The organism is Streptomyces sp. NPDC053493 (genome assembly GCF_044544825.1).
Lineage (GTDB): Bacteria > Actinomycetota > Actinomycetes > Streptomycetales > Streptomycetaceae > Streptomyces.
The window spans coordinates 288,917-309,529 of record NZ_JBITXS010000007.1 but is presented as its reverse complement, the minus strand read 5'-3'; the positions used below and the strand labels follow the sequence as shown (position 1 = coordinate 309,529).

The 20,613-nt window shown below is 75.0% G+C and carries 17 protein-coding genes and 1 riboswitch; of the genes, 13 read left to right on the top strand and 4 right to left on the bottom strand.

The window, feature by feature from the left end; genetic code table 11:
* The first annotated feature begins 301 nt into the window (after positions 1-301).
* The 7 genes from ACIGO8_RS22115 (at position 302) to ACIGO8_RS22085 (ending at position 8,802) form a co-directional block, all read left to right on the top strand.
* Positions 302-1,570 (top strand): anion permease, encoded by a 1,269-nt coding sequence (locus ACIGO8_RS22115; RefSeq protein ID WP_399733167.1) that lies wholly within the window; start codon positions 302-304, stop codon positions 1,568-1,570.
* A 19-nt stretch (positions 1,571-1,589) separates the two neighbouring features.
* Positions 1,590-1,811 (top strand): hypothetical protein, encoded by a 222-nt coding sequence (locus tag ACIGO8_RS22110; RefSeq protein ID WP_399733164.1) that lies wholly within the window; start codon positions 1,590-1,592, stop codon positions 1,809-1,811.
* Between the two features lie 227 nt (positions 1,812-2,038).
* A riboswitch (cobalamin riboswitch) is annotated at positions 2,039-2,161 on the top strand.
* Between the two features lie 31 nt (positions 2,162-2,192).
* A complete protein-coding gene (locus ACIGO8_RS22105; protein ID WP_399733161.1) occupies positions 2,193-3,176 on the top strand; it encodes a cobalamin biosynthesis protein in 984 nt (327 codons plus the stop codon).
* Positions 3,173-4,681, top strand: coding sequence for a cobyric acid synthase (locus tag ACIGO8_RS22100; protein WP_399733158.1), 1,509 nt, complete (start codon positions 3,173-3,175; stop codon positions 4,679-4,681). The genes ACIGO8_RS22105 and ACIGO8_RS22100 overlap by 4 nt, the downstream gene beginning before the upstream one ends.
* Before the next feature lie 94 nt (positions 4,682-4,775).
* Positions 4,776-6,806: a putative cobaltochelatase gene (locus tag ACIGO8_RS22095; protein ID WP_399733156.1), complete on the top strand. Its 2,031-nt coding sequence runs from the start codon at positions 4,776-4,778 to the stop codon at positions 6,804-6,806.
* Positions 6,806-7,414, top strand: coding sequence for a cob(I)yrinic acid a,c-diamide adenosyltransferase (cobO, locus tag ACIGO8_RS22090; RefSeq protein ID WP_399733153.1), 609 nt, complete (start codon positions 6,806-6,808; stop codon positions 7,412-7,414). The genes ACIGO8_RS22095 and cobO overlap by 1 nt, the downstream gene beginning before the upstream one ends.
* Positions 7,408-8,802 carry a cobyrinate a,c-diamide synthase gene (locus ACIGO8_RS22085; RefSeq protein WP_399733150.1) on the top strand — a complete coding sequence of 465 codons (1,395 nt, stop codon included), beginning with the start codon at positions 7,408-7,410 and terminating at the stop codon, positions 8,800-8,802. Before cobO ends, ACIGO8_RS22085 begins: the two co-directional genes overlap by 7 nt.
* A 2-nt stretch (positions 8,803-8,804) precedes the next feature.
* Here the strand turns inward: ACIGO8_RS22085 and ACIGO8_RS22080 are convergent, their stop codons facing one another.
* Positions 8,805-9,533 carry a ZIP family metal transporter gene (locus tag ACIGO8_RS22080; RefSeq protein ID WP_399733147.1) on the bottom strand — a complete coding sequence of 243 codons (729 nt, stop codon included), beginning with the start codon at positions 9,531-9,533 and terminating at the stop codon, positions 8,805-8,807.
* An 81-nt stretch (positions 9,534-9,614) separates the two neighbouring features.
* On the opposite strand from ACIGO8_RS22080, the gene cobC reads away from it, so the two are divergent.
* On the top strand, positions 9,615-11,168 hold the full coding sequence (cobC, locus tag ACIGO8_RS22075; RefSeq protein ID WP_399733144.1) for an Rv2231c family pyridoxal phosphate-dependent protein CobC: 1,554 nt from the start codon (positions 9,615-9,617) through the stop codon (positions 11,166-11,168).
* A gap of 132 nt (positions 11,169-11,300) precedes the next feature.
* Here cobC and ACIGO8_RS22070 read toward each other — a convergent pair whose 3' ends face one another.
* A complete protein-coding gene (locus ACIGO8_RS22070; protein ID WP_399733141.1) occupies positions 11,301-12,302 on the bottom strand; it encodes an SCO1860 family LAETG-anchored protein in 1,002 nt (333 codons plus the stop codon).
* 391 nt (positions 12,303-12,693) lie between these two features.
* Here ACIGO8_RS22070 and ACIGO8_RS22065 point away from each other — a divergent pair, with 391 nt between their 5' ends.
* Both ACIGO8_RS22065 and ACIGO8_RS22060 read left to right on the top strand, forming a co-directional pair.
* A complete protein-coding gene (locus ACIGO8_RS22065) occupies positions 12,694-14,835 on the top strand; it encodes a penicillin acylase family protein (protein WP_399733138.1) in 2,142 nt (713 codons plus the stop codon).
* Positions 14,822-15,421 carry a GNAT family N-acetyltransferase gene (locus tag ACIGO8_RS22060; protein ID WP_399733136.1) on the top strand — a complete coding sequence of 200 codons (600 nt, stop codon included), beginning with the start codon at positions 14,822-14,824 and terminating at the stop codon, positions 15,419-15,421. The genes ACIGO8_RS22065 and ACIGO8_RS22060 overlap by 14 nt, the downstream gene beginning before the upstream one ends.
* Here the strand turns inward: ACIGO8_RS22060 and ACIGO8_RS22055 are convergent.
* Positions 15,418-16,512: an amidohydrolase family protein gene (locus ACIGO8_RS22055; RefSeq protein WP_399733133.1), complete on the bottom strand. Its 1,095-nt coding sequence runs from the start codon at positions 16,510-16,512 to the stop codon at positions 15,418-15,420. The two genes, ACIGO8_RS22060 and ACIGO8_RS22055, sit on opposite strands and share 4 nt — an antisense overlap.
* A 173-nt stretch (positions 16,513-16,685) precedes the next feature.
* Here ACIGO8_RS22055 and ACIGO8_RS22050 point away from each other — a divergent pair, with 173 nt between their 5' ends.
* Positions 16,686-17,516, top strand: coding sequence for a class I SAM-dependent methyltransferase (locus tag ACIGO8_RS22050; protein ID WP_399733130.1), 831 nt, complete (start codon positions 16,686-16,688; stop codon positions 17,514-17,516).
* Positions 17,517-17,668: 152 nt separating this feature from the next.
* Positions 17,669-18,769 carry a pyridoxal-phosphate-dependent aminotransferase family protein gene (locus ACIGO8_RS22045; RefSeq protein WP_399733382.1) on the top strand — a complete coding sequence of 367 codons (1,101 nt, stop codon included), beginning with the start codon at positions 17,669-17,671 and terminating at the stop codon, positions 18,767-18,769.
* Positions 18,770-18,859: 90 nt separating this feature from the next.
* Here the strand turns inward: ACIGO8_RS22045 and ACIGO8_RS22040 are convergent, their stop codons facing one another.
* Complete coding sequence (locus ACIGO8_RS22040) at positions 18,860-19,927, bottom strand: alkene reductase (protein WP_399733127.1); 1,068 nt, start codon at positions 19,925-19,927, stop codon at positions 18,860-18,862.
* 140 nt (positions 19,928-20,067) lie between these two features.
* Between ACIGO8_RS22040 and ACIGO8_RS22035 the strand changes: the two genes are divergently transcribed.
* Positions 20,068-20,583 carry a MarR family winged helix-turn-helix transcriptional regulator gene (locus tag ACIGO8_RS22035; protein ID WP_399733124.1) on the top strand — a complete coding sequence of 172 codons (516 nt, stop codon included), beginning with the start codon at positions 20,068-20,070 and terminating at the stop codon, positions 20,581-20,583.
* The last annotated feature ends 30 nt before the right edge of the window (positions 20,584-20,613 follow it).

Genomic DNA, 20,613 nt, shown 5'->3' with positions numbered 1-20,613 from the left:
CCTTCGAGTGACGTGGGTCTCCTTCACGCCATCTCGGCGGGTCCTCCGTGCGACTGATGTGGTCCACGGGGCGATACGGGACGAGCGCGGCGGAAGGGAGGCGAGTCGCATCCGCCCGGGAAACGTACGGATTACCCGGGGTCGCACCATGACCGCATCGTGGACGCCGGCGCCGCCCGGGCCGTAAGCGGAATCCGCGGCGCCGATGAGAGTCACCATGACGCCCGGCCCAGTTCACCTTCCGTTCACTCAGGTTGCCTACGTTCGACGAGCCACTGACGTCAAACGATTGCCTGGGTAAATGGAACACATCACGCTGCTGCTCGCCATTGTGGTCGTGACAGCTCTCGTGTTCGATTTCACGAACGGTTTCCACGACACCGCCAACGCGATGGCCACCACCATCTCGACCGGTGCCCTCAAGCCCAAGACGGCGGTGGCCATGTCCGCCGTGCTGAACCTGGTCGGTGCGTTCCTGTCGGTGGAGGTTGCCAACACGATCTCCAAGGGACTCGTCAACGAGGAGGGCATCCAGCCCGAAGTCATCCTCGCCGCCCTCGTGGGCGCGATCCTCTGGAACCTGGTGACCTGGCTGGTCGGCCTGCCGTCCAGCTCCTCCCACGCCCTCATGGGCGGCCTCATCGGTGCCACCGTCGCCGCGATCGGCGTCAGCGGCGTCAACGGCGAGGTCGTCGTCAGCAAGGTGCTCCTGCCGGCCGTCGCCGCCCCGATCGTCGCCGGCCTGGCCTCGCTGCTCGCCGCGCGCCTGACGTACCGCCTCGGCCGGAACGCGCACGAGAAGACCACGGAGAAGGGCTACCGGGCCGGCCAGATCGCCTCCGCCGGCCTCGTCTCACTCGCCCACGGCACCAACGACGCCCAGAAGACCATGGGCATCATCACCCTCGCCCTGGTCGCCGGCGGCGTCCTCGCCCCCGGCTCCAACCCGCCGGTCTGGGTCATCGTCTCCGCCGGCCTGGCGATCGCGCTCGGCACCTACCTCGGCGGCTGGCGCATCATCCGCACCATGGGCAAGGGCCTCACGGACCTCCAGCCGCAGCAGGGCTTCGCCGCCCAGACCAGCGCGGCCACCACCATCCTGGCCTCCTCCCACCTCGGCTTCTCGCTCTCCACCACGCACGTCGTCTCGGGCGGTGTGATGGGCGCCGGTCTCGGCCGCAAGGGCGGCGTGGTCCGCTGGTCGACCGCCACCCGCATGTTCGTCGCGTGGGGCCTGACCCTGCCGGCCGCCGGCCTGGTCGGCGCGGGCGCCGAGTACGTCGCCCGCCAGGGCGCCTGGGGCGTCTACGTCGTCGCGGCCTTCCTGGTCGCCTCCTGCCTCGGCATCTGGCTGATCTCCCGCCGCCAGGTGGTCGACCACACCAACGTCAACGACGTCGAGGCCGACGCCGAGCCCGCGGGCGTCGTCACCACCGCCATCGCCGCCGTCACCCCGCCGCCGCCGGCCGGCTCCGTCGCCGCCGTCACGGACGAGGACCTGAAGGCCACCATCCCCGCCCCGAACCCCGCGGACCCCGCCGCTCCCCCGGCCCCCGCCGCCGCGGTCTGAGGAACTGGAAACCAAGCACATGAAGATCGACTGGGCAGCTCTCGGCTCCGTCTTCGGAGTCAGCCTCGTGGCGACCGTCGCCCTCGTGGGCCTCTTCACCCTCGGTGTCGTCGGCCTCGGCAAGCAGGAGCAGGCCGCGGCCGCCGGCGGCTCCGCGCCGCTGGCCCGCACCGGCGCCTGGGCCTGCTTCGCGCTGTGCGCGGCGGCCGTGGCGTACGGCATCTATCTGATCGTCGTCTGACGACGCACGGCTGACGCACGGCGTCCTTCCGGCCGGGGGGGGGGCCCCCCCCGGGGGGGGCCCCCCCCCCGCCGCCCCCCCCCCCCCGCCCCCGCGCCGCCCCGCCCCCCCCCCCCCCGGGGGGGCCCCCCCCCCCCGGCCGCCGTGTTTGTGGTGCTTCGCACAGTGACCCGGCGCAGGTCAAGGGTGAGTTGACGGGTGTTCGCGGGCCGTGGTGGACTGCCGGGGCCATCAGCCATGACGGCGGCAAGGAGAGGAAGCCCGGTGCGATTCCGGCGCGGTCCCGCCACTGTGACCGGATCCGAGAGGTCCGGAAGTCAGGAACTCTCGCCGCCGGTCACGTCGACCCGGGGCGCGGACCCCGAGTGAGGACACACCCACATGCCCGGCCGCCGGCCCAGACCTGCCCGTAGCACCGCTGACTTCGTGTACGGAGCGGCCGCCGGCCTCGCCGTCGACGTGATCGTCGCCGACCCGCGCCGCGGGCACCCCGTCGCCGCGTTCGGCCGGGCGGCGGCCGCCGTCGAGAGGCGCCTGCACCGCGACCACCGCGGCTGGGGCGCGCTGCACACCGCCGTCTGCGCCGGATCCGCCGTGGCGCTGGGTGCGCTCGCCGCCCGTACGGTACGGGGCGGCCGGACGGCCTCCGCCGCGCTGACCGCCGCCTCGGTGTGGGCCGTCGTCGGCGGCACGTCCCTGGGCCGCGAGGCCCGCGCGATCGGCGGGGCGCTCGCGGCCGGCGACCTCGAAACGGCCCGGGAGCGCATGCCGCACCTCGTCGGCCGCGACCCGCAGGCGCTCGACGGGCCCGCGATGGCCCGCGCCGTGGTCGAGTCGGTCGCCGAGAACACCTCCGACGCCGTCGTCGGCGCCCTGTTCTGGGGCGCGGTCGCGGGCGTGCCCGGCCTGCTCGGCTTCCGGGCCGTCAACACCCTGGACGCCATGGTCGGCCACAAGTCGCCCCGCCACCGGCGCTTCGGCTGGGCCTCGGCCCGCCTCGACGACGTCGTGGGCTGGCCCGGCGCCCGGCTGACCGCCGTGCTCGCCACGCTCGCGGGCGGAAACCCGCGGGGCGCCGCGAAGGCCTGGCGCGAGGACGCGGCGAAGCACCCGAGCCCCAACGCGGGCCCCGTCGAGGCCGCCGTCGCGGGCGCGCTCGGCGTGCGGCTCGGCGGCACCCTGTCGTACGGCGGCCGGGTCGAACACCGCCCGGTGCTCGGCGGTGCCGGGCGGGCCGTGGAAGTGGCCGACATCGACCGGGCGGTACGGCTGTCCCGCCGGGTGACCTGGCTGGCCCTGGCCGCCTGTGCGGGCGGCCGGCTGGTCGCGGACGCGGTGAGCGCGAGGAAGCGGAGGAACGCATGAGGGGCGGGGGGCTGCTCGTCGCCGGGACCACGTCCGACGCGGGCAAGAGCGTCGTCACGGCCGGCATCTGCCGGTGGCTGGTCCGGCAGGGCGTCAAGGTCGCGCCGTTCAAGGGACAGAACATGTCCCTGAACTCCTTCGTGACGAGGGAAGGCGCGGAGATCGGCCGGGCCCAGGCCATGCAGGCGCAGGCCGCGCGCGTCGAGCCGTCGGCCCTGATGAACCCGGTGCTGCTCAAGCCCGGCAGCGACCGCTCCAGCCAGGTCGTGCTCATGGGCAGGCCGGTCGGCGAGCTGAGCGCCCGCGGCTATCACGGCGGACGGCAGCGGGAGCTGTTCGAGCCGGTGCTCGCGTGCCTGGAGGAGCTGCGGAGCACGTACGACGCGGTGATCTGCGAAGGCGCCGGGAGCCCGGCCGAGATCAATCTGCGACGCACGGACATCGTCAACATGGGCATCGCGCGGGCCGCGCGGCTGCCCGTCGTGGTGGTCGGCGACATCGACCGCGGCGGGGTCTTCGCCCAGTTCTTCGGCACGACGGCGCTGCTCTCGCCCGAGGACCAGGCGCTGGTCGCCGGCTATCTGGTGAACAAGTTCCGCGGCGACGTGACGCTGCTCGAACCGGGCCTGGACATGCTGTACGGGCTGACCGGACGCCGGACCTTCGGCGTGCTGCCGTACGCGCACGGCCTCGGCATCGACGAGGAGGACGGCCTGCGGGTCTCGCTGCGGGGCGCGGTGCGCGAGTCGGTGGTGGCGCCGCCGGTCGGCGAGGACGTGCTGCGGGTGGCGGTGTGCGCCGTACCGCTCATGTCCAACTTCACCGACGTGGACGCGCTGGCCGCCGAACCGGGCGTCATCGTGCGCTTCGTGGACCGGCCGGAGGAGCTGGCCGACGCGGACCTGGCCGTCGTGCCGGGCACGCGGGGCACCGTGAAGGCGCTCGCCTGGCTGCGCGAGCGCGGCCTCGCGGACGCCCTGGTGCGGCGCGCCGCCGAGGGCCGGCCGGTGCTCGGCGTCTGCGGCGGCTTCCAGGCGCTCGGCGAACGCATCGACGACGAGGTCGAGTCCAAGGCGGGCACGGTCGACGGGCTCGGCCTGCTGCCCGTACGGGTGCGGTTCGCGCCCGAGAAGACCCTGGCCCGGCCGGCCGGCGAGGCGCTCGGCGAGCGGGTCGAGGGATACGAGATCCACCACGGCGTCGCCGAGGTGCTGGGCGGCGAGCCGTTCCTGGACGGCTGCCGCGTCGGCGCGGTCTGGGGCACGCACTGGCACGGCTCGCTGGAGAGCGACGGCTTTCGCCGCGCGTTCCTCCGCGAGGTCGCGGCGGCGGCCGGCCGGCGCTTCGTCCCGGCCCCGGACACGTCCTTCGGCGCCCTGCGGGAGGAACAGCTGGACCGCCTCGGCGACCTGATCGAGGAACACGCGGACACGGACGCGCTGTGGAAGCTGATCGAGTCGGGCCCGCCGGCGGATCTGCCGTTCGTGCCGCCGGGTGCGCCGTGAGGGCGGGCCGCGGCCGCCCGGCGACCGCGCCCGCACGCCGGCCGGACCGGGTCATGACGTTTCTGGCATCGCGAATCGAAGGAGCGACCGTCCGATGAGCATCCGCTTTCCGTTCACCGCCGTCGTCGGCATGGACGACCTGCGGCTCGCGCTGCTGCTGAACGCCGTCAGTCCGGCGGTGGGCGGTGTCCTCGTGCGCGGTGAGAAGGGGACCGCCAAGTCGACCGCCGTCCGGGCGCTCGCCGAGCTGCTGCCCGAGGTGGCGGTCGTCGCCGGCTGCCGCTTCAGCTGCGACCCGGCCTCGCCCGATCCGGGCTGCCCGGACGGGCCGCACGAGAGCGGCGCCGCGGCGCACGCCCGTCCCGCGCGGATGGTCGAACTGCCCGTCGGCGCCTCCGAGGACCGGCTGGTCGGGGCGCTCGACATCGAGAAGGCGCTGGCGGAGGGCGTGAAGGCCTTCGAGCCCGGGCTGCTCGCGGCCGCGCACCGCGGGATCCTGTACGTCGACGAGGTCAATCTCCTCCACGACCACCTCGTGGACCTGCTGCTCGACGCCGCCGCCATGGGCTCCTCGTACGTGGAGCGCGAAGGCGTCTCCGTGCGGCACGCGGCCCGGTTCCTGCTGGTCGGCACGATGAACCCGGAGGAGGGCGAGCTGCGGCCGCAGCTGCTCGACCGGTTCGGGCTGACCGTCGAGGTCATGGCCTCGCGCGAGCCCGAGCCGCGCGTCGAAGTGGTCCGGCGGCGGCTGGCGTTCGAGGACGACCCGGCCGCCTTCGCGGCGCGCTGGGCGGACGAGGAGGCCGCGCTGCGCGCGCGGATCGTGGCCGCGCGGGCGCTGCTGCCGCAGGTGGTGCTCGGCGACGCGGCGCTGCTGCAGATCGCCGCGACCTGCGCCGCGTTCGAGGTGGACGGCATGCGCGCCGACATCGTGATGGCTCGGACGGCGACCGCGCTGGCCGCGTGGGCGGGGCGGACGGAGGTCACCTCCGAGGACGTCCGGCAGGCGGCGCTGCTGGCGCTCCCGCACCGGCGGCGGCGCAATCCCTTCGACGCGCCCGGTCTGGACGAGGACAAGCTGGACGAGACGCTGGAGCGGTTCAAGGGCGAGGACGAGCCGGACGACGACCCGGAGCCGGACGGCCCGGGCGACGGCGGTCCCGACGGCGGTCCCGGCGGAGGCGGGATTCCGCCGCAGGGCGAGGGCCCGGCGCCCGAGAGCGACGCGGCCGCGCCCGAGGAGGCCCCGGCCCCCGCGCCCCGGAGCGGCGGCCCCGGTGCCGGTGAGCGCGCCGCGGTCAAGGCGGCCGAGCCCTTCCGTACGAAGGTGCTCAGCGTGCCCGGCCTCGGCGAGGGTGCGGCCGGGCGCCGTTCCCGGGCCCGCACCCAGCACGGCAGGACCACCGGCGCGACCCGCCCGCGCGGCACCCTGACCAAGCTGCACCTGGCCGCGACCGTGCAGGCCGCCGCCCCGCACCAGCGGGCGCGCGGCCGCAGCGGCCCGGGTCTGGTGGTGCGCCGGGACGATCTGCGGCAGGCCACCCGGGAGGGCCGCGAGGGCAACCTGGTGCTGTTCGTCGTCGACGCGTCCGGTTCGATGGCGGCCCGGCAGCGGATGAGTGCCGTCAAGGGCGCCGTCCTGTCGCTGCTGCTCGACGCCTATCAGCGGCGCGACAAGGTCGGTCTGGTCACTTTCCGCGGCCGGGCCGCGGAGGTCGCGCTGCCGCCGACCTCGTCGGTCGACGCGGCCGCGGCCCGGCTGGAACAGCTGCCGACCGGCGGGCGTACGCCGCTCTCCGCCGGTCTGCTCAAGGCGCACGACGTGCTGCGGGTGGAGCGGCTGCGCGATCCGTCGCGCCGCCCGCTGCTCGTGGTCGTGACCGACGGCCGGGCGACCGGCGGCGGCGCCGACCCGGTCGCGCTCGCGGCCCGCGCGGCCCGCCTGCACGCCGCCGACGGCACGACGTCGGTGGTCGTGGACTGCGAGACGGGACCGGTGCGGCTCGGCCTCGCCGGGAATCTCGCCCGTGAACTGGACGGCGTCGCCGTCACCTTGGACGAGCTGCGCGCCGACTCGATCGCCGGGCTCGTCCGGGACGTACAAGCCACGAGGAGGGCCGCGTAATGCCCAAGGGACAGCCGACCGTCGTTCCGGACGACGGTCTGACCACCCGTCAGCGCCGCAACCGGGCGCTGGTGATGGTGCACACCGGTGTCGGCAAGGGGAAGTCGACCGCCGCCTTCGGCATGGCGCTGCGCGCCTGGAACCAGGGCTGGCCGATCGGTGTGTTCCAGTTCGTCAAGTCCGCCAAGTGGCGGGTGGGCGAGGAGAACGCGCTCAAGGCGCTCGGCGAGACCGGCAAGGGCGGCACGGTCGTCTGGAACAAGATGGGCGAGGGCTGGTCCTGGATCCAGCGCGAGGTCGCCGAGGGCGAGCAGTCGCACGAGGACAAGGCGCGCGAGGGCTGGGAGCAGGTCAAGCGGGACCTGGCCGAGGAGAGGTACAAGTTCTACGTCCTCGACGAGTTCGCGTACCTGCTGCACTGGGGCTGGATCGACACCGCGGAGGTGGTCGAGGTGCTGCGGGACCGTCCCGGGCAGCAGCACGTCGTCATCACCGGCCGGAACGCGCCGCAGGAGCTGCTGGACTTCGCCGACCTGGTGACCGACATGTCGAAGGTGAAGCACCCGATGGACGCGGGTCAGAAGGGCCAGCGGGGCATCGAGTGGTAGCACGTCTCGTCATCGCCGCGCCGTCCTCGGGCGCGGGCAAGACCACGGTGGCGACCGGCCTGATGGCCGCGTTCGCCGGCCGTGGTCTGGCGGTCTCGCCGCACAAGGTCGGCCCGGACTACATCGACCCGGGCTATCACGCGCTCGCCACCGGCCGTCCGGGCCGCAACCTCGACGCGTACATGTGCGGTACGGAGCTGATCGCGCCGCTCTTCGCGCACGGCGCGCGGGGCTGCGACCTGGCGGTCGTCGAGGGCGTGATGGGCCTGTACGACGGGGCCGCGGGGCAGGGCGAACTGGCCTCCACCGCGCAGGTGGCGAAGCTGCTGCGGGCGCCGGTGGTGCTCGTCGTGGACGCCTCCTCGCAGTCGCGGTCGGTGGCGGCGCTCGTGCACGGCTTCGCGTCCTGGGACCCTCAGGTGCGGCTCGGCGGGGTGATCCTCAACAAGGTCGCGACCGACCGGCACGAGGCGCTGCTGCGGGAGGCGCTGGAGGAGTCGGGCGTGCCGGTCCTCGGCGTCCTGCGGCGGGCGCCCGCCGTCGCCACGCCGTCGCGGCATCTCGGTCTGGTGCCGGTGGCCGAGCGGCAGGCGCAGGCCGTGGAGGCGGTGGCGGCGCAGGCGGAGCAGGTGCGGGCCGGCTGTGACCTGGAGGCGCTGCTGGCGCTGGCGCGGTCGGCGCCGGAGCTGCACGGGGAGCCGTGGTCGGCCGAGGCCGTGGGCGTCCCGCCCGCCGGTGTCTCGGGTGCGCCCGCCGGGCCCCGGGCCGCGTCCGCGCCTCGGGTGGCGGTCGCCAGCGGCGCCGCCTTCACCTTCTCGTACGCCGAGCACACGGAGCTGCTGACCGCCGCCGGAGCCGAGGTCGTCACCTTCGACCCGCTCCGGGACGAGGTGCTGCCGGAGGGCACCCGCGGCCTGGTCGTCGGCGGCGGCTTTCCCGAGGTGTACGGCGAGGAGCTGTCCGCCAACGAGGCGCTGCGCAAGGCCGTCGCCGGGCTCGCGGCGTCCGGGGCGCCCGTCGCGGCCGAGTGTGCCGGGCTGTTGTATCTGGCGCGGTCGCTGGACGGGCGGCCGATGTGCGGGGTGCTGGACGCCGAGGCGCGGATGTCGCCGCGGCTGACGCTCGGCTACCGGGACGCGGTGGCGGTGAGCGACAGCGTGCTCGCGGCGGCCGGGACGCGGATGCGGGGCCACGAGTTCCACCGCACGGTGATCGAGCCGGGCGCCGGCGAGTCGGCGGCGTGGGGCCTGCGGCAGCCGGAGCGGCGGGTCGAGGGCTTCGTCCAGGGCGGTGTGCACGCCAGCTATGTGCACACCCACTGGGCGGGAGCACCGGAGGCGGCGCTGCGTTTCGTGCGGCATTGCGCGGCCGGTGGTCCGCTCGCGTGAGGTCAGCCGCCGGACAGGCCCACCACGAGCCAGATGAAGGCCACGCCCGCCACCGTGCACAGCAGGGTGGTGCGGGCGGGGTGTTCGTGATGGGCCTCGGGCAGGATCTCGGCGGCGGCGAGGTAGAGCAGGGCTCCGCCGAAGAAGCCGAGATAGCTGCCGAGCAGTTCCTCCGGAAGGGTGAACAGCACGGTGGAGGCGGCGCCGACGAGCGGCGCGACGGCGTCGGCGACGAGCATGGCGACGGCGCGGCGGCGGGCGTTCCCGTACAGGCTGGTGATCGTGTACGTGTTGAAGCCGTCGGCGAAGTCGTGGGTGATGACGGCGAGGGCGACGGTGGCGCCCATGCCGCCGCCGACCTGGAAGGCGGCGCCGAGCGCGACGCCGTCCATGAGGCTGTGCAGCACCATGGCGGCGGCCGCGGTGAGGCCGACCTGAGGGACCCGCTCGCCGGCCTCGGCGCCGTGCGCGGCGCTGCGGACGGCGAGGAGGCGTTCGACGACATGGGCGAAGAGGAAGCCGCCGACGAAGAGCAGCAGGGCCTGCGGGACGCCGAAGACGTCGGTGCCGGCGGCCTCCATGGCCTCGGGGAGCAGGTCGAGTCCGACGACGCCGAGCATGAGGCCGCCGGCGAGGCCGAGGACGAGGTGGCGGCGGTCGGTGACGCGCTGGGCCGTCCAGCCGCCGAAGAGCGTCATGAGGAACGCGCCGAGCGCGACGACTACAGCCATGGGCCCTTGCTATCCGATGGCGGCTCCTGTGCGCACCTCGGGTCGGCGGAGCTCGGGTCGGCGGCGCCCGCGGCGGTGGTCGTGGTCGGTGTCGGGGTGCGGTCGGGGGCCGCGGTGGACGAGGTGCTGGGTCTGGTCGGGACGGCGCTGCGGGAGGCCGGGCTGACCGGCGCGGACGTGGCGGCGCTGGCGACTTTGGACGCCCGGGCGGGTGAGCCGGGGATCGCGGGAGCGGCGGCGCGGCTCGGGGTGCCGGTGCGGGTGTTCGGGAGCGAGGAGCTGGCGGCGGTGGCGGTGCCGCATCCGTCGGCGGTGCCGCTGGCGGCGACGGGCACCGGCTCGGTGGCGGAGGCGGCGGCCTTGTGCGGGGCGGGCGCCGGGTCGGTGCTGCTGGTGCCGAAGCGGAAGACGCGGCACGTCACGTGCGCCGTTGCCCGTTCCGTACCGCTTTGTCCGAACGAAGTGACTTCTGTCGCACGGTTGTTGCCCTTGACCCACGGGTACATCGCAGGCGAGCCTCACTCATCCCCCACACGCAGCACGCTCCCCACCCCCACCCCCCACACGACGGCGGCCATGGACACCGACACTTCTGCTGACGCGCACGACCTCAGACACCACGGCGACGCCGAGGTGCGGGACGAGAAGCTGATCGACCTCGCGGTCAACGTACGGACGAACACCCCGCCGCGCTGGCTGCGGGAGCGGATCGCCGACTCGCTCACAAGGTTGGCGCTCTACCCGGACGGCCGGGCGGCGCGGGCGGCGGTGGCCGAGCGGCACGACCTGCCGGCCCGGCGGGTGCTGCTCACGGCGGGTGCGGCGGAGGCGTTCGTGCTGCTCGCGCGGGCGCTGCCGGCGCGGCGGCCGGTCGTGGTGCACCCGCAGTTCACCGAGCCGGAGGCCGCGCTGCGGGACGCCGGGCACACGGTGGAGCGGGTGCTGCTGCGCGAGGAGGACGGCTTCCGGCTCGATCCGGCGGCGGTGCCGAAGGACGCGGACCTGGTGGTCGTCGGCAATCCGACCAATCCCACGTCCGTGCTGCACCCGGCGGCCACGATCGCCTCCCTCGCCCGTCCCGGGCGGACGCTGGTGGTCGACGAGGCCTTCATGGACGCGGTGCCGGGCGAGCGGGAGTCGCTGGCCTCACGGACGGACGTGCCGGGTCTGGTGGTGCTGCGCAGCCTGACGAAGACCTGGGGCCTGGCGGGGCTGCGGATCGGCTACGTACTGGCGGAGCCGGAGACGATCGCCGCGCTCGAACGCGTACAGCCGCTGTGGCCGGTGTCGACGCCGGCGCTGGTGGCGGCGGAGGCCTGCATGGCGCCGATGGCGCTGATGGAGGCGGAGGAGGCGGCGCACCGGATCGGCGTGGAGCGGGCGCATCTGCTGGCGGGCCTCGCGGAGTTCGACGAGGTGCGGGCGGTCGCGGCGGCCGAGGGCCCGTTCGTGCTGGTCCGGATCGAGGGCGCGGACGCGGTACGGGAGCGGCTGCGGGCGCTGGGCTTCGCGGCCCGGCGCGGCGACACCTTCCCGGGGCTCGACCGGAACTGGCTGCGCCTGGCGGTGCGGGACCGGGTGACGACGAACCGCTTCCTGCAGGCCCTGGACCAGGCGTTGTTGCTGCTGGGCTGACCGGCGCCGGCGCCGGGCGCGCGGTGGCGACGACGGGCGCGCGGTGGCGACGACGGGGCGGGTGCGGCGCCGCGACGGCACCGCACCCGCCCGTTCCCCCTGTCGTCCCCCTCGGGCCGGCCGGTCCCGGGCTCAGCCGCGGGCGCGGGCGCGGCCGCGGGCCAGGGCGAGCGCGCCGCCGCCCGCGCCGAGCAGGACGACGGCGCCGCCGGCGAGGTACGGCGTCATGGAGCTGCCGCCGGTCTCGGCGAGGTTGTCGGTGGGAGTGCTGCCGCCGTTCTGCGTCGACACGCCGGTGCCGTGGCTCGGGCGGGTGGACGGCTGCTGCGAGGGCTGGTGCGAGGGCTGCTCGCTCGGCTCCGGCGACTCGGAGGGCTGGGTGGGCCTGGTGCCGCGCGGCGTGGCACAGGTGGCCTCGGCGAGGGTGATCCTGCCCTTGACCTCGGCGACGTTGAGCTTGAGCGGGTTGACCTCCACCGTCAGTTCGAGGGCGGTGGCGGCGGCGGTGCGCGAGGTGGTGGAGGTACGGGAGAGGTCGAGGACGACCTCGCCGACGCCGGGCACGGCCACCTTGGTCCGGCCACCGGTCGACAGGGTGGTCTTCTTGCCGAGGACGGTGACGTGGCCGAGCAGGTTGGACTCGGCGACCGGGCGCTTGCCGGCCTCGCAGACGGCCTTGGAGGTGACCTTCTCCAGCTCGATCAGGGAGAGCGCGGGAAGGCCGGGGACGTGGATCCGGGCCTTGGCGAGGTTGACGTGCCCCTGGGCCGTGTTCCCCTCCACGGTCGCCTCGGCGGTGGCGACGTCCGCCTTCAGGATGTCGACGGGCCGGCCGCTCTCGGCTCCCTGCACCCGCACGCTGAGCGCGGTCTTCTGGGCGCTGGCCGGGGCCTCGACCTCGTTGAGGGAGGCGCGCAGCGGCACGTTCACCGTCTTGTTGAGCAGGTCGACGTCGAGGCCGGTGCGCAGTACGACGGCGGTGGCGTGGCCTTCGCCGCCGGTGGCGTGGGCGGCGGGCGCGCCGAGGGTGAGGGGGCCGGCGGCGAGGGCGGTGACGGCGGCAGCGGCGGCGGTGCGGCGGGCGGGCAGGCGACCGGGCAGGCGTGCGGGCAGACGGAAGGTGTTGCTGTTCACGGCGGTGGAACCCCCACAGGAGACATGGCGTCGCCGGCCGCTCGCCACGGGGACTGTGGGTCACTGCGGCTCCGGCGACTTGAGACACCGGAATCTTTACGCACTGTGGGTGAACGGGCAGACACCTGGCGTGAGTTCACTCCAAAGGGTGGTTTTCGTGCCCGTATTCGAATCTTTCGACACGGGTGGACACAGGAGTTCCCGCACGCCTCACACGTCACCGCGCCATGGGGCGAGAAAGGAGGAGAAGGAAGGAGGAAGGAGCAGGGGCGGCAAGGTCCAACGAGGCGCGACGGACGGGGGTAACGGTTCGTCAACACGGGTCCCCGACCCGGCCCGGCTTCCCGGACCCTCGCTCCTGTAGATTAATTTAGGCCAGCCTAACCTAAGCATGACGAACGGATCGGGGCCGTACGCAGTGAGCATCGAGGTCTACCGGGACGCCTGGGGCGTCCCGCATCTGCGCGCCGCCGACCCGCGCGAACTCGCCCGCGCCCAGGGCCGGGTGACCGCCCTGGACCGGGCCTGGCAGCTGGAGGTCGAGCGGCACCGGGCGCAGGGCACCACGGCGGAGTTCCTGGGCGCCGCGGAGACCGGCTGGGACACCTTCGTACGGCAGGCCAGGCTGGCCGACACCGCGCGCCGCTGCCACGACCGGCTGGACCCGGAGACGGCGGCGTGGGTGCGGGCGTACGTGGACGGGGTCAACGAGGGGCTGGCGGCAGGGGCCCGGCGGGCGCCGGAGTTCGCCGCGACGGGTCTGCAGCCGGGCCGCTGGGAGCCGTGGACGCCGCTCGCGGTGTGGCTCTCCACCCACATCCTCTTCGCCGGGTTCCCCACCAAGCTGTGGCGGGAGCAGGTCGCGCGGCGGCTCGGCGAGGAGTGGACCGAGCTGTTCGCCACCGACGGGCCCGGCACGGCCGGCTCCAACGGCTGGATCGTCTCCGGCGAGCGGACGGCGAGCGGCGCGGCGATCGTGGCGGGCGACCCCCACCGCTTCATCGAGGCGCCCGGCGTCTACCAGCAGATACGTCTGTCCTGCCCCGACTACGACGTGCTCGGCCTCGCCGTGCCCGGCGTCCCCGGCCTCGCCCACTTCGGCCACACCGGCCGCGTCGCCTGGGCGATCACCAACGCCATGGCCGACTACCAGGACCTCTACCGCGAACGTCTGCGCCGCCTGCCCGACGGCCGCGTCGAGGCCCTCGGCCCGGAGGGCTGGGAACCGGCCACCGCGCACACGGAGTCGGTGCGCGTGAAGGACGCCGACGCGCCCGTCGGGATCGAGGTCGTCGAGACGGCGCGAGGACCGGTGATCATCGGCGCGGACGGCGGCGCCCCGGCGGACGGCGGCGGCCCGGCCACCGGCGACGGGACGTGGGAGGCGATCAGTCTCCGTCACCCGCCCCGAGTCACCGGTGAGCTGGGATTCGCCGCCCTGCCCGCGCTGCTCGCCGCCCGGAGCACGGCGGACGTGGACCGGGCGCTGGAGCGGTGGGTCGAGCCGGTGAACGTCGTGCAGGCGGCGGACGTCGACGGAGGGCTGCTGCACCGGGTCGCCGGCTGGGTGCCCGTACGCGACCGGACCGACGCGCTGCGGGTCGTGCCCGCCTGGGAGGCGGGGCACCGATGGGCGCCTCGGCCCGCGCCGACGCCGCGGGCCGAGGTCGGGGCGTACGCCGTGATGGCCAACGAGCGCGGTCTCGCCGCGCCGCTGGGCGTCGAGTTCGCGCCGCCGCACCGGGCCGAGCGGATCTCCGCCCTGCTCGACGCCTGCGCCGCCTGGACGCCGGCCGCCATGGCCGCCGTGCACACCGACACCGACAACCCGTCCGCCCGCCGCCTCCTGACGGCGATCGAGGAGACCGCCGACGAAGCCCTCTCCCCCGCCGCCCGCGCCGTGCGCGCCACGCTGCTCGGCTGGGACCGCCGGATGACGGCCGACAGCACGGACGCCGGGCTCTACGCGGCGGTGCGCGGGGCGGTCGTACGGCGGCTCGCGGCGCACGAGGCGTTCGCCGCGCTGCGCGAACCGGAGCCGTGTCCGGAGCTGTTCGCGCCCTGGCTGGCGCTCGGCCCGCGGGTGGCCTTCGCGCTGGAGACGCTGCTGGTGACCGGGCCCGTACCGGCCGGCGACGTGCGCCGGATCGTCCGGGAGGCGCTCGAGGAGGTCGGAGCCGCCGACGCACCGCCCGCGTGGGGCGTGACGCACCGGCTCGCGCCCTGGCAGGCGCTCCCGGTCGACGAGGACGCCGACGCCCGGTGGCCGTCGCTCGACGGCGACCACGACTGCGTGCTGTCGACGTCCAGCGTGCCCGGCTTCACCGACCGCGCCGCCCGCGCGTCCGCCGCCCGCTACGTGTGGGACCTGGCCGACCGCGACCGGAGCCTGTGGATCGTGCCCTTCGGCGCGTCCGGAGTGCCCGGCGACCCGCACCACCGCGACCAGCTCCCCCTCTGGCTGCGGGGCGAACTGGCCCCCGTCGTCACCGACTGGAACGACCTCGTGAAGGAAGAGCATGAGCAGAACTGAGCACGTCCAGACCGTCGAGGGCTTCGGCACCGTCCGGATCGACCGCATCGACCCCGACCGCGACGCCCCGCTCGTCCACGCCTGGGTGAACGAGGACCGCGCCCGCTTCTGGGGCATGAACGGCACCAGTGTCGAGCAGGTGCGGGAGATCTACGCGCACCTGGACTCGCTCGCCACCCACCACGGTTTCCTCGTGCACCGCGACGACGTGCCGGTGGCGGTCTTCCAGACGTACGACCCCGAGGCCGACCGCGTCTCCGAGTGCTACGAGGCGCGGCCCGGCGACATCGGCGTGCACCTGCTCGTGGCGCCCGCGCCCCCGGCCGCCGGGCCGGAGCACGGCTTCACGACCGGCCTGCTCACCGCGCTGATCGACTTCGCGCTGAAGGGCCGCGACCGGATCGTGGGCGAGCCGGACGCCGCCAACGCCAAGGCGGTCGGCCTGCTCGCGCGGGCCGGCTTCGAGCTGGGGCCGGAGGTGGTGCTGCCGGAGGTGGACCTGCCGGAGGTGTTCATCCCGGAGAAGAAGGCCCGGCTCGCGTTCCTGACGCGGGCGGCCCGGGACGCCACGAGGACGACCGGCTAGCCGATCACCCGGCCGCCCACCACCACCCGCCGGGGCGCCGCGAGGACGCGGACGTCCGCGCGCGGGTCCTCGCCGTAGACGACGAGGTCGGCCGGCGCGCCCTCCTCCAGGGCGGGGCGGCCCAGCCAGGAGCGGGCCGACCAGGTGGTGGCCGACAGGGCGTCGAGGGCGGGGATGCCCGCCTTCGTCAGCTCCTCGACCTCGGCGGCGACCAGGCCGTGCGGGAGGGAGCCGCCGGCGTCGGTGCCGACGAAGACCGGGATGCCCGCGTCCCAGGCGGCGCGCACCGTGTCGTAGCGCCGCTCGTGGAGCCGGCGCATGTGCGCCGACCAGCGCGGGAACTTCGCCTCGCCGCCGTCCGCGAGGTGCGGGAAGGTCGCGATGTTCACCAGCGTCGGGACGATCGCGACGCCGCGCTCGGCGAACAGCGGGATGGTGTCCTCGGTGAGGCCGGTGGCGTGCTCGATGCAGTCGATGCCGGCCTCGACGAGGTCGCGCAGCGAGTCCTCGGCGAAGCAGTGCGCGGTGACGCGGGCGCCGAGCCGGTGCGCCTCGGCGATGGCCGCCTCGACCTCGGCGCGCGGCCAGGACGGCGCCAGGTCGCCGACGCCGCGGTCGATCCAGTCGCCGACCAGCTTGACCCAGCCGTCGCCGCGCCGGGCCTCGCGGCCGACGTAGGCGACGAGCTCGTCGGGCTCGATCTCGTGGGCGTAGTTGCGGATGTAGCGGCGGGTGCGGGCGATGTGCCGGCCGGCGCGGATGATCTTCGGGAGGTCCTCGTGCTCGTCGATCCAGCGCGTGTCGGAGGGCGAGCCCGCGTCGCGGATGAGCAGCGTGCCGGCGTCCCGGTCGGTGACGGCCTGCTTCTCGGCGGTGACCTCGTCGACCGGCCCGTGCTTGTCGAGCCCGACATGGCAGTGCGCGTCGACCAGACCGGGCAGCACCCAGCCCTGGACGGTGACGGGCTCGCCGGCGGCCGGCGAGGGCCGCTCGAACGTGATCCGGCCGTCGACGCACCACAGTTCGTCCCGGACGTCCTCCGGGCCGACGAGCACCCGCCCCTTCACATGCAGCACCACGTGATCGCTCATACCCGCACTCTACGAGCCGGGGCGCGGCCGCCGGAACCGGCCGCCGGAGACGGACGGAACACCCTGACGCGGGACGCGCCCGGCGCGCCTCGGCGGCCTGGGCGGCCCGCGGTGGAGGATCGAGGCGCCCTTCCCGTGCGGAGGCGCACTCCCGGTGAGCAGGAGGTCCGGTCATGAACGACATCCCGCGCGGCGGCCGCTACGGCGAGGCCGTCTTCCGCCCCGAGCAGGCGGGCGAGGGCGAGCGCATCGACTTCGGCGCGCTCGCCTACGACGACGTCACCCTGGCGCGGCTGCGGGCCCTCGGCGCCGGCCCGGGCTGGCGCTGCCTCGACGTGGGCGCCGGCACGGGCACGGTGGCGCGCCGGCTCCTGGAGGAGGCCGGGGTGGCGGGCGTGCTGGCCGTGGACCGCGACGTACGGTTCCTCGCCGAACGGCCCGTGCCCGGTCTCGAGCTGCTCGAGGCCGACGTCACCGCACCGGACTTCGCCCCGGGCCGCTTCCGGCTCGTCCACGCCCGCTTCGTCCTGATGCACCTGCCCGAGCACGAGCGCCTGATCGCCACGCTCGCCGGACTCGTCGAGCCCGGCGGTGTGCTGGTGCTCAGCGACGCGGCCGACCTGACGAGCGACCGGCCCGACGAGGGTGGCGGGGCGCCCGGCACGCCGTACGCGACGGCGATGCGGGCGATGTGGCAGGGGCTGCGGGCGACCATCGGCACCGACGTGTCGTGGGTGCCGTCCTACCCGCGGCTCCTTCGCCGGGCGGGCCTGAGGCCCGTGGCCGCCGAACTGCACGTGCCGCCGCTGCTGCCGGGCAGCCCCATCAGCCGCTTCTGGGCGGACACCTGGGAACGCGGCCGGGCGGCGATGCTCGCGACCGGTCTGGTCGACGACGCGGCCGTCGACGCGGCGGTGGCCTGGCTGGACTCCGACGAGTGCGCCGCGCTGTCGGCCGGCATGCTCACCGCCTGGGGCTGGAAGCCCGGCGACGGCGCGCGCTGAGCCCGCCGGCCGCGGTGGGGCGCGCGACCGGTGGGCAGGCCGCCCGCGGGTGGGGCGCGAACGGTGGGCAGGCCGCCCGCGGGTGGCGCGCGGGGCCGGTCGGTACGCTGGCGCGAGTTCGTCCTCGATCCGAAGAAGGCACCGCCGTGACCGTGACCCGTCCGCTTCTCGACCTGGCCCCGATGACCGCCGCGCACTTCGCGTCGATCGAGCGGCGGGTGGCCTCGCTGCTCCGCACGGAGCAGGACGTGGTGATCACCCAGGGCGAGGCGCTGCTGCCGCTGGAGGGCTGCATCCGGAGCGGGGCCCGGGAGGGCTCGACGGCGCTGAACGTGGTCACCGGGCCGTACGGGCAGACCTTCGGCAACTGGCTGCGCGACTGCGGGGCGACGGTCGTGGACCTGGAGGTGCCGTTCCACGCGGCGGTCACGGCCGAGCAGGTGGCGCGGGTGTTCGAGCGGCACCCGGAGATCGACTTCGTGTCGCTGGTGCACGCCGAGGCCGCGACCGGCAACACCAACCCGGTCGCGGAGATCGGCGAGGTGGTGCGGGCGCACGGCGCGCTGTTCTACCTGGACGCGGTGGCCTCGATCGGCGCGGAGCCGGTGCTGCCGGACGAGTGGGGCGTCGACATGTGCATCATCGGCGCGCAGAAGGCGATGGGCGGCCCGGCGGGCGTGTCGGCGGTGTCGGTGAGCGCGCGGGCGTGGGAGCGGTTCGCCGCGAACCCGCGGGCGCCGCGCCGCTCCTACCTCTCGCTCCTGGACTGGAAGGAGCGGTGGATCGACGGCGGCCGCAAGGCGCTGCTGCACGCCCCGGCGCAGCTGGAGATGCTGGCCCTGGAGGCGTGCCTGGAGCGGATCGAGGCGGAGGGTCTGGACGCGCTCATGGCCCGGCACGCCGCGGCCGCGACGGCGACCCGGGCGGGCGCGGTGGCGCTGGGCGGCGGGCTCGAGCCGTACGTGTACGAGGCGAAGGACGCGGCGCCGGTGGCGACGACGCTGCGCACGCCGGAGGGCGTGGACGCCTCGGAGCTGGTGGCGAAGGCGCTGGCCGCCGATCCCTCGCTGCCGCTGATCGCGGGCGGCGGGGCGCTGGCGAAGGAGATGATCCGGGTGAACCACTACGGGGTGGACGCGACCGAGGGCGCGGTGCGCTCCTCGCTGGCGGCGCTCGGCGCGGCGCTCGCGGAGACGGGCCGCGCGGTGGACCTGGAGGGTGCGCGCCGGGCGGTCGCGGAGGCTTGGGCGTAGCCCGTACGGCTCCGCGACCGCCCCGCGACCGCCCGCCGACGGCTCCCCCGGCCCGGCCGTCGACGGCTGCCGCGTCCGCGGCCCGGCGGGTTACAGCGCCGGGTAGTCGGTGTAGCCGCGGTGGTCCCCGCCGAAGAAGGAGGCCGGGTCGGGCGTGTTGTACGGGCCCTCGGCCCGGAGGCGGGCCGGCAGGTCCGGGTTGGCGAGGAAGAGGGCGCCGTAGGCGAGGATGTCGGCGGTGCCGTCCTCGACGAGGGTGAGGGCCTCGGGTCCGGTCGGGCCCTCGGTGGCCGGGTTGAGGACGAAGGTGCCGGAGAACTGCTTGCGCAGGGCGAGGGTCAGCTCGCGGACCTCGGCCACGGGCTCGGTGACGTGCAGGTACGCCAGGCCGAGCGGCTCGATCGCGGCGACGAGGGCGGGGTAGATCTCGTCGGTGTCGGTCTCGGCGATGTCGTTGTAGGTGTTGGCCGGGGAGATCCGCAGGCCGGTGCGCTCGGGGCCGATGGCGTCGGCGACGGCCTTGGCGACCTCGACGGCGAAGCGGATGCGGTTCTCGACGGAGCCGCCCCACTCGTCGGTGCGCCGGTTGGAGCCGGTGGCGAGGAACTGGTGGACCAGGTAGCCGTTGGCGCCGTGGATCTCGACGCCGTCGAAGCCGGCTTCGACGGCGTTGCGGGCGGCGGTGGCGAAGCCCTCGATGGTCTCCCGGATCTCCTCGGCGGACAGTTCGCGCGGTGCGACGAAGTCCTTCATGCCGGGGCCGGCGAAGAGCTGTCCGCCCGGGGCGACGGCGGAGGGGCCGACGGGGTGGAGGCCGTCGCCGAGGACCTCGGGGTGGCTGATCCGGCCGGCGTGCATGAGCTGGGCGAAGATCCGGCCGCCGCGCTCGTGGACGGCGTCGGTGACCTGGCGCCAGGCGGTGATCTGCTCGGCGCTGTGCAGTCCGGGAGTGTTCGGGTAGCCCTGGCCGACGGCGGTGGGCTGGATGCCTTCGGTGATGATCAGGCCGGCGGAGGCGCGCTGGGCGTAGTACTCGGCGGTGAGCTGGGTGGGGACGCGGCGCTCGGCGTCGGCGCGGCTGCGGGTCATGGGCGCCATGGCGATGCGGTTGGCGAGGCGCGTGCCGGCGAGGTCGATCGGGTCGAAGGCGGTGGTCATGGCGGTCCTCCCGGAGCAGCGAATGTGGTCGGCCAAGTATTTATGTGGTCGGCCAACCATTTCCTTACGTCCACCACTGTAACTCATTGATTGGCCGACCAAGCTAATCTTGGGGGAAAGACCGCAGCGAGGAGCCCGCGATGCCCGGAAACGACCCCTTCTGTACCGCCCTGGCCGAGGCACTGCCCTCGGCCGCCCGCGGTGGCCCCGTCAGCCACGCCCTCGCCCGGGTCGCCCGGCTGCACCGGATCGCGGCCGGGCGCCGCCTGAAGGAACTGGACCTCTACCCGGGCCAGGAGTTCCTGATGATGGCCCTGTGGGACTGCGGCCCGGTGCGCCAGTCCGTACTGATCCAGGAGCTCGGCCTCGATCCGTCCACGGTCACCAAGATGCTCCAGCGCCTGGAGCACTCCGGCCACGTCCGCCGCCGCCCCGACCCGGCCGACCGGCGCGCGGTGCTCGTCGAGGCGACGGAGGAGGGCGAGGCGCTGCGGGTGCGCGTCGAGGGCGTGTGGAGCGACCTGGAGGAGCACTCCCTGACCGGTCTCACCTCGGCAGAGCGCGGGGACCTCGCCCGGCTCCTCACCCGCCTGGAGGAGAACCTGTGCCAGGAGGCGGGCGACGGCACGGTCACGTGCGTCACGCCCGCCTCGTGAGCACCGCCGCCCGGCGCCTCCGCCACGCCA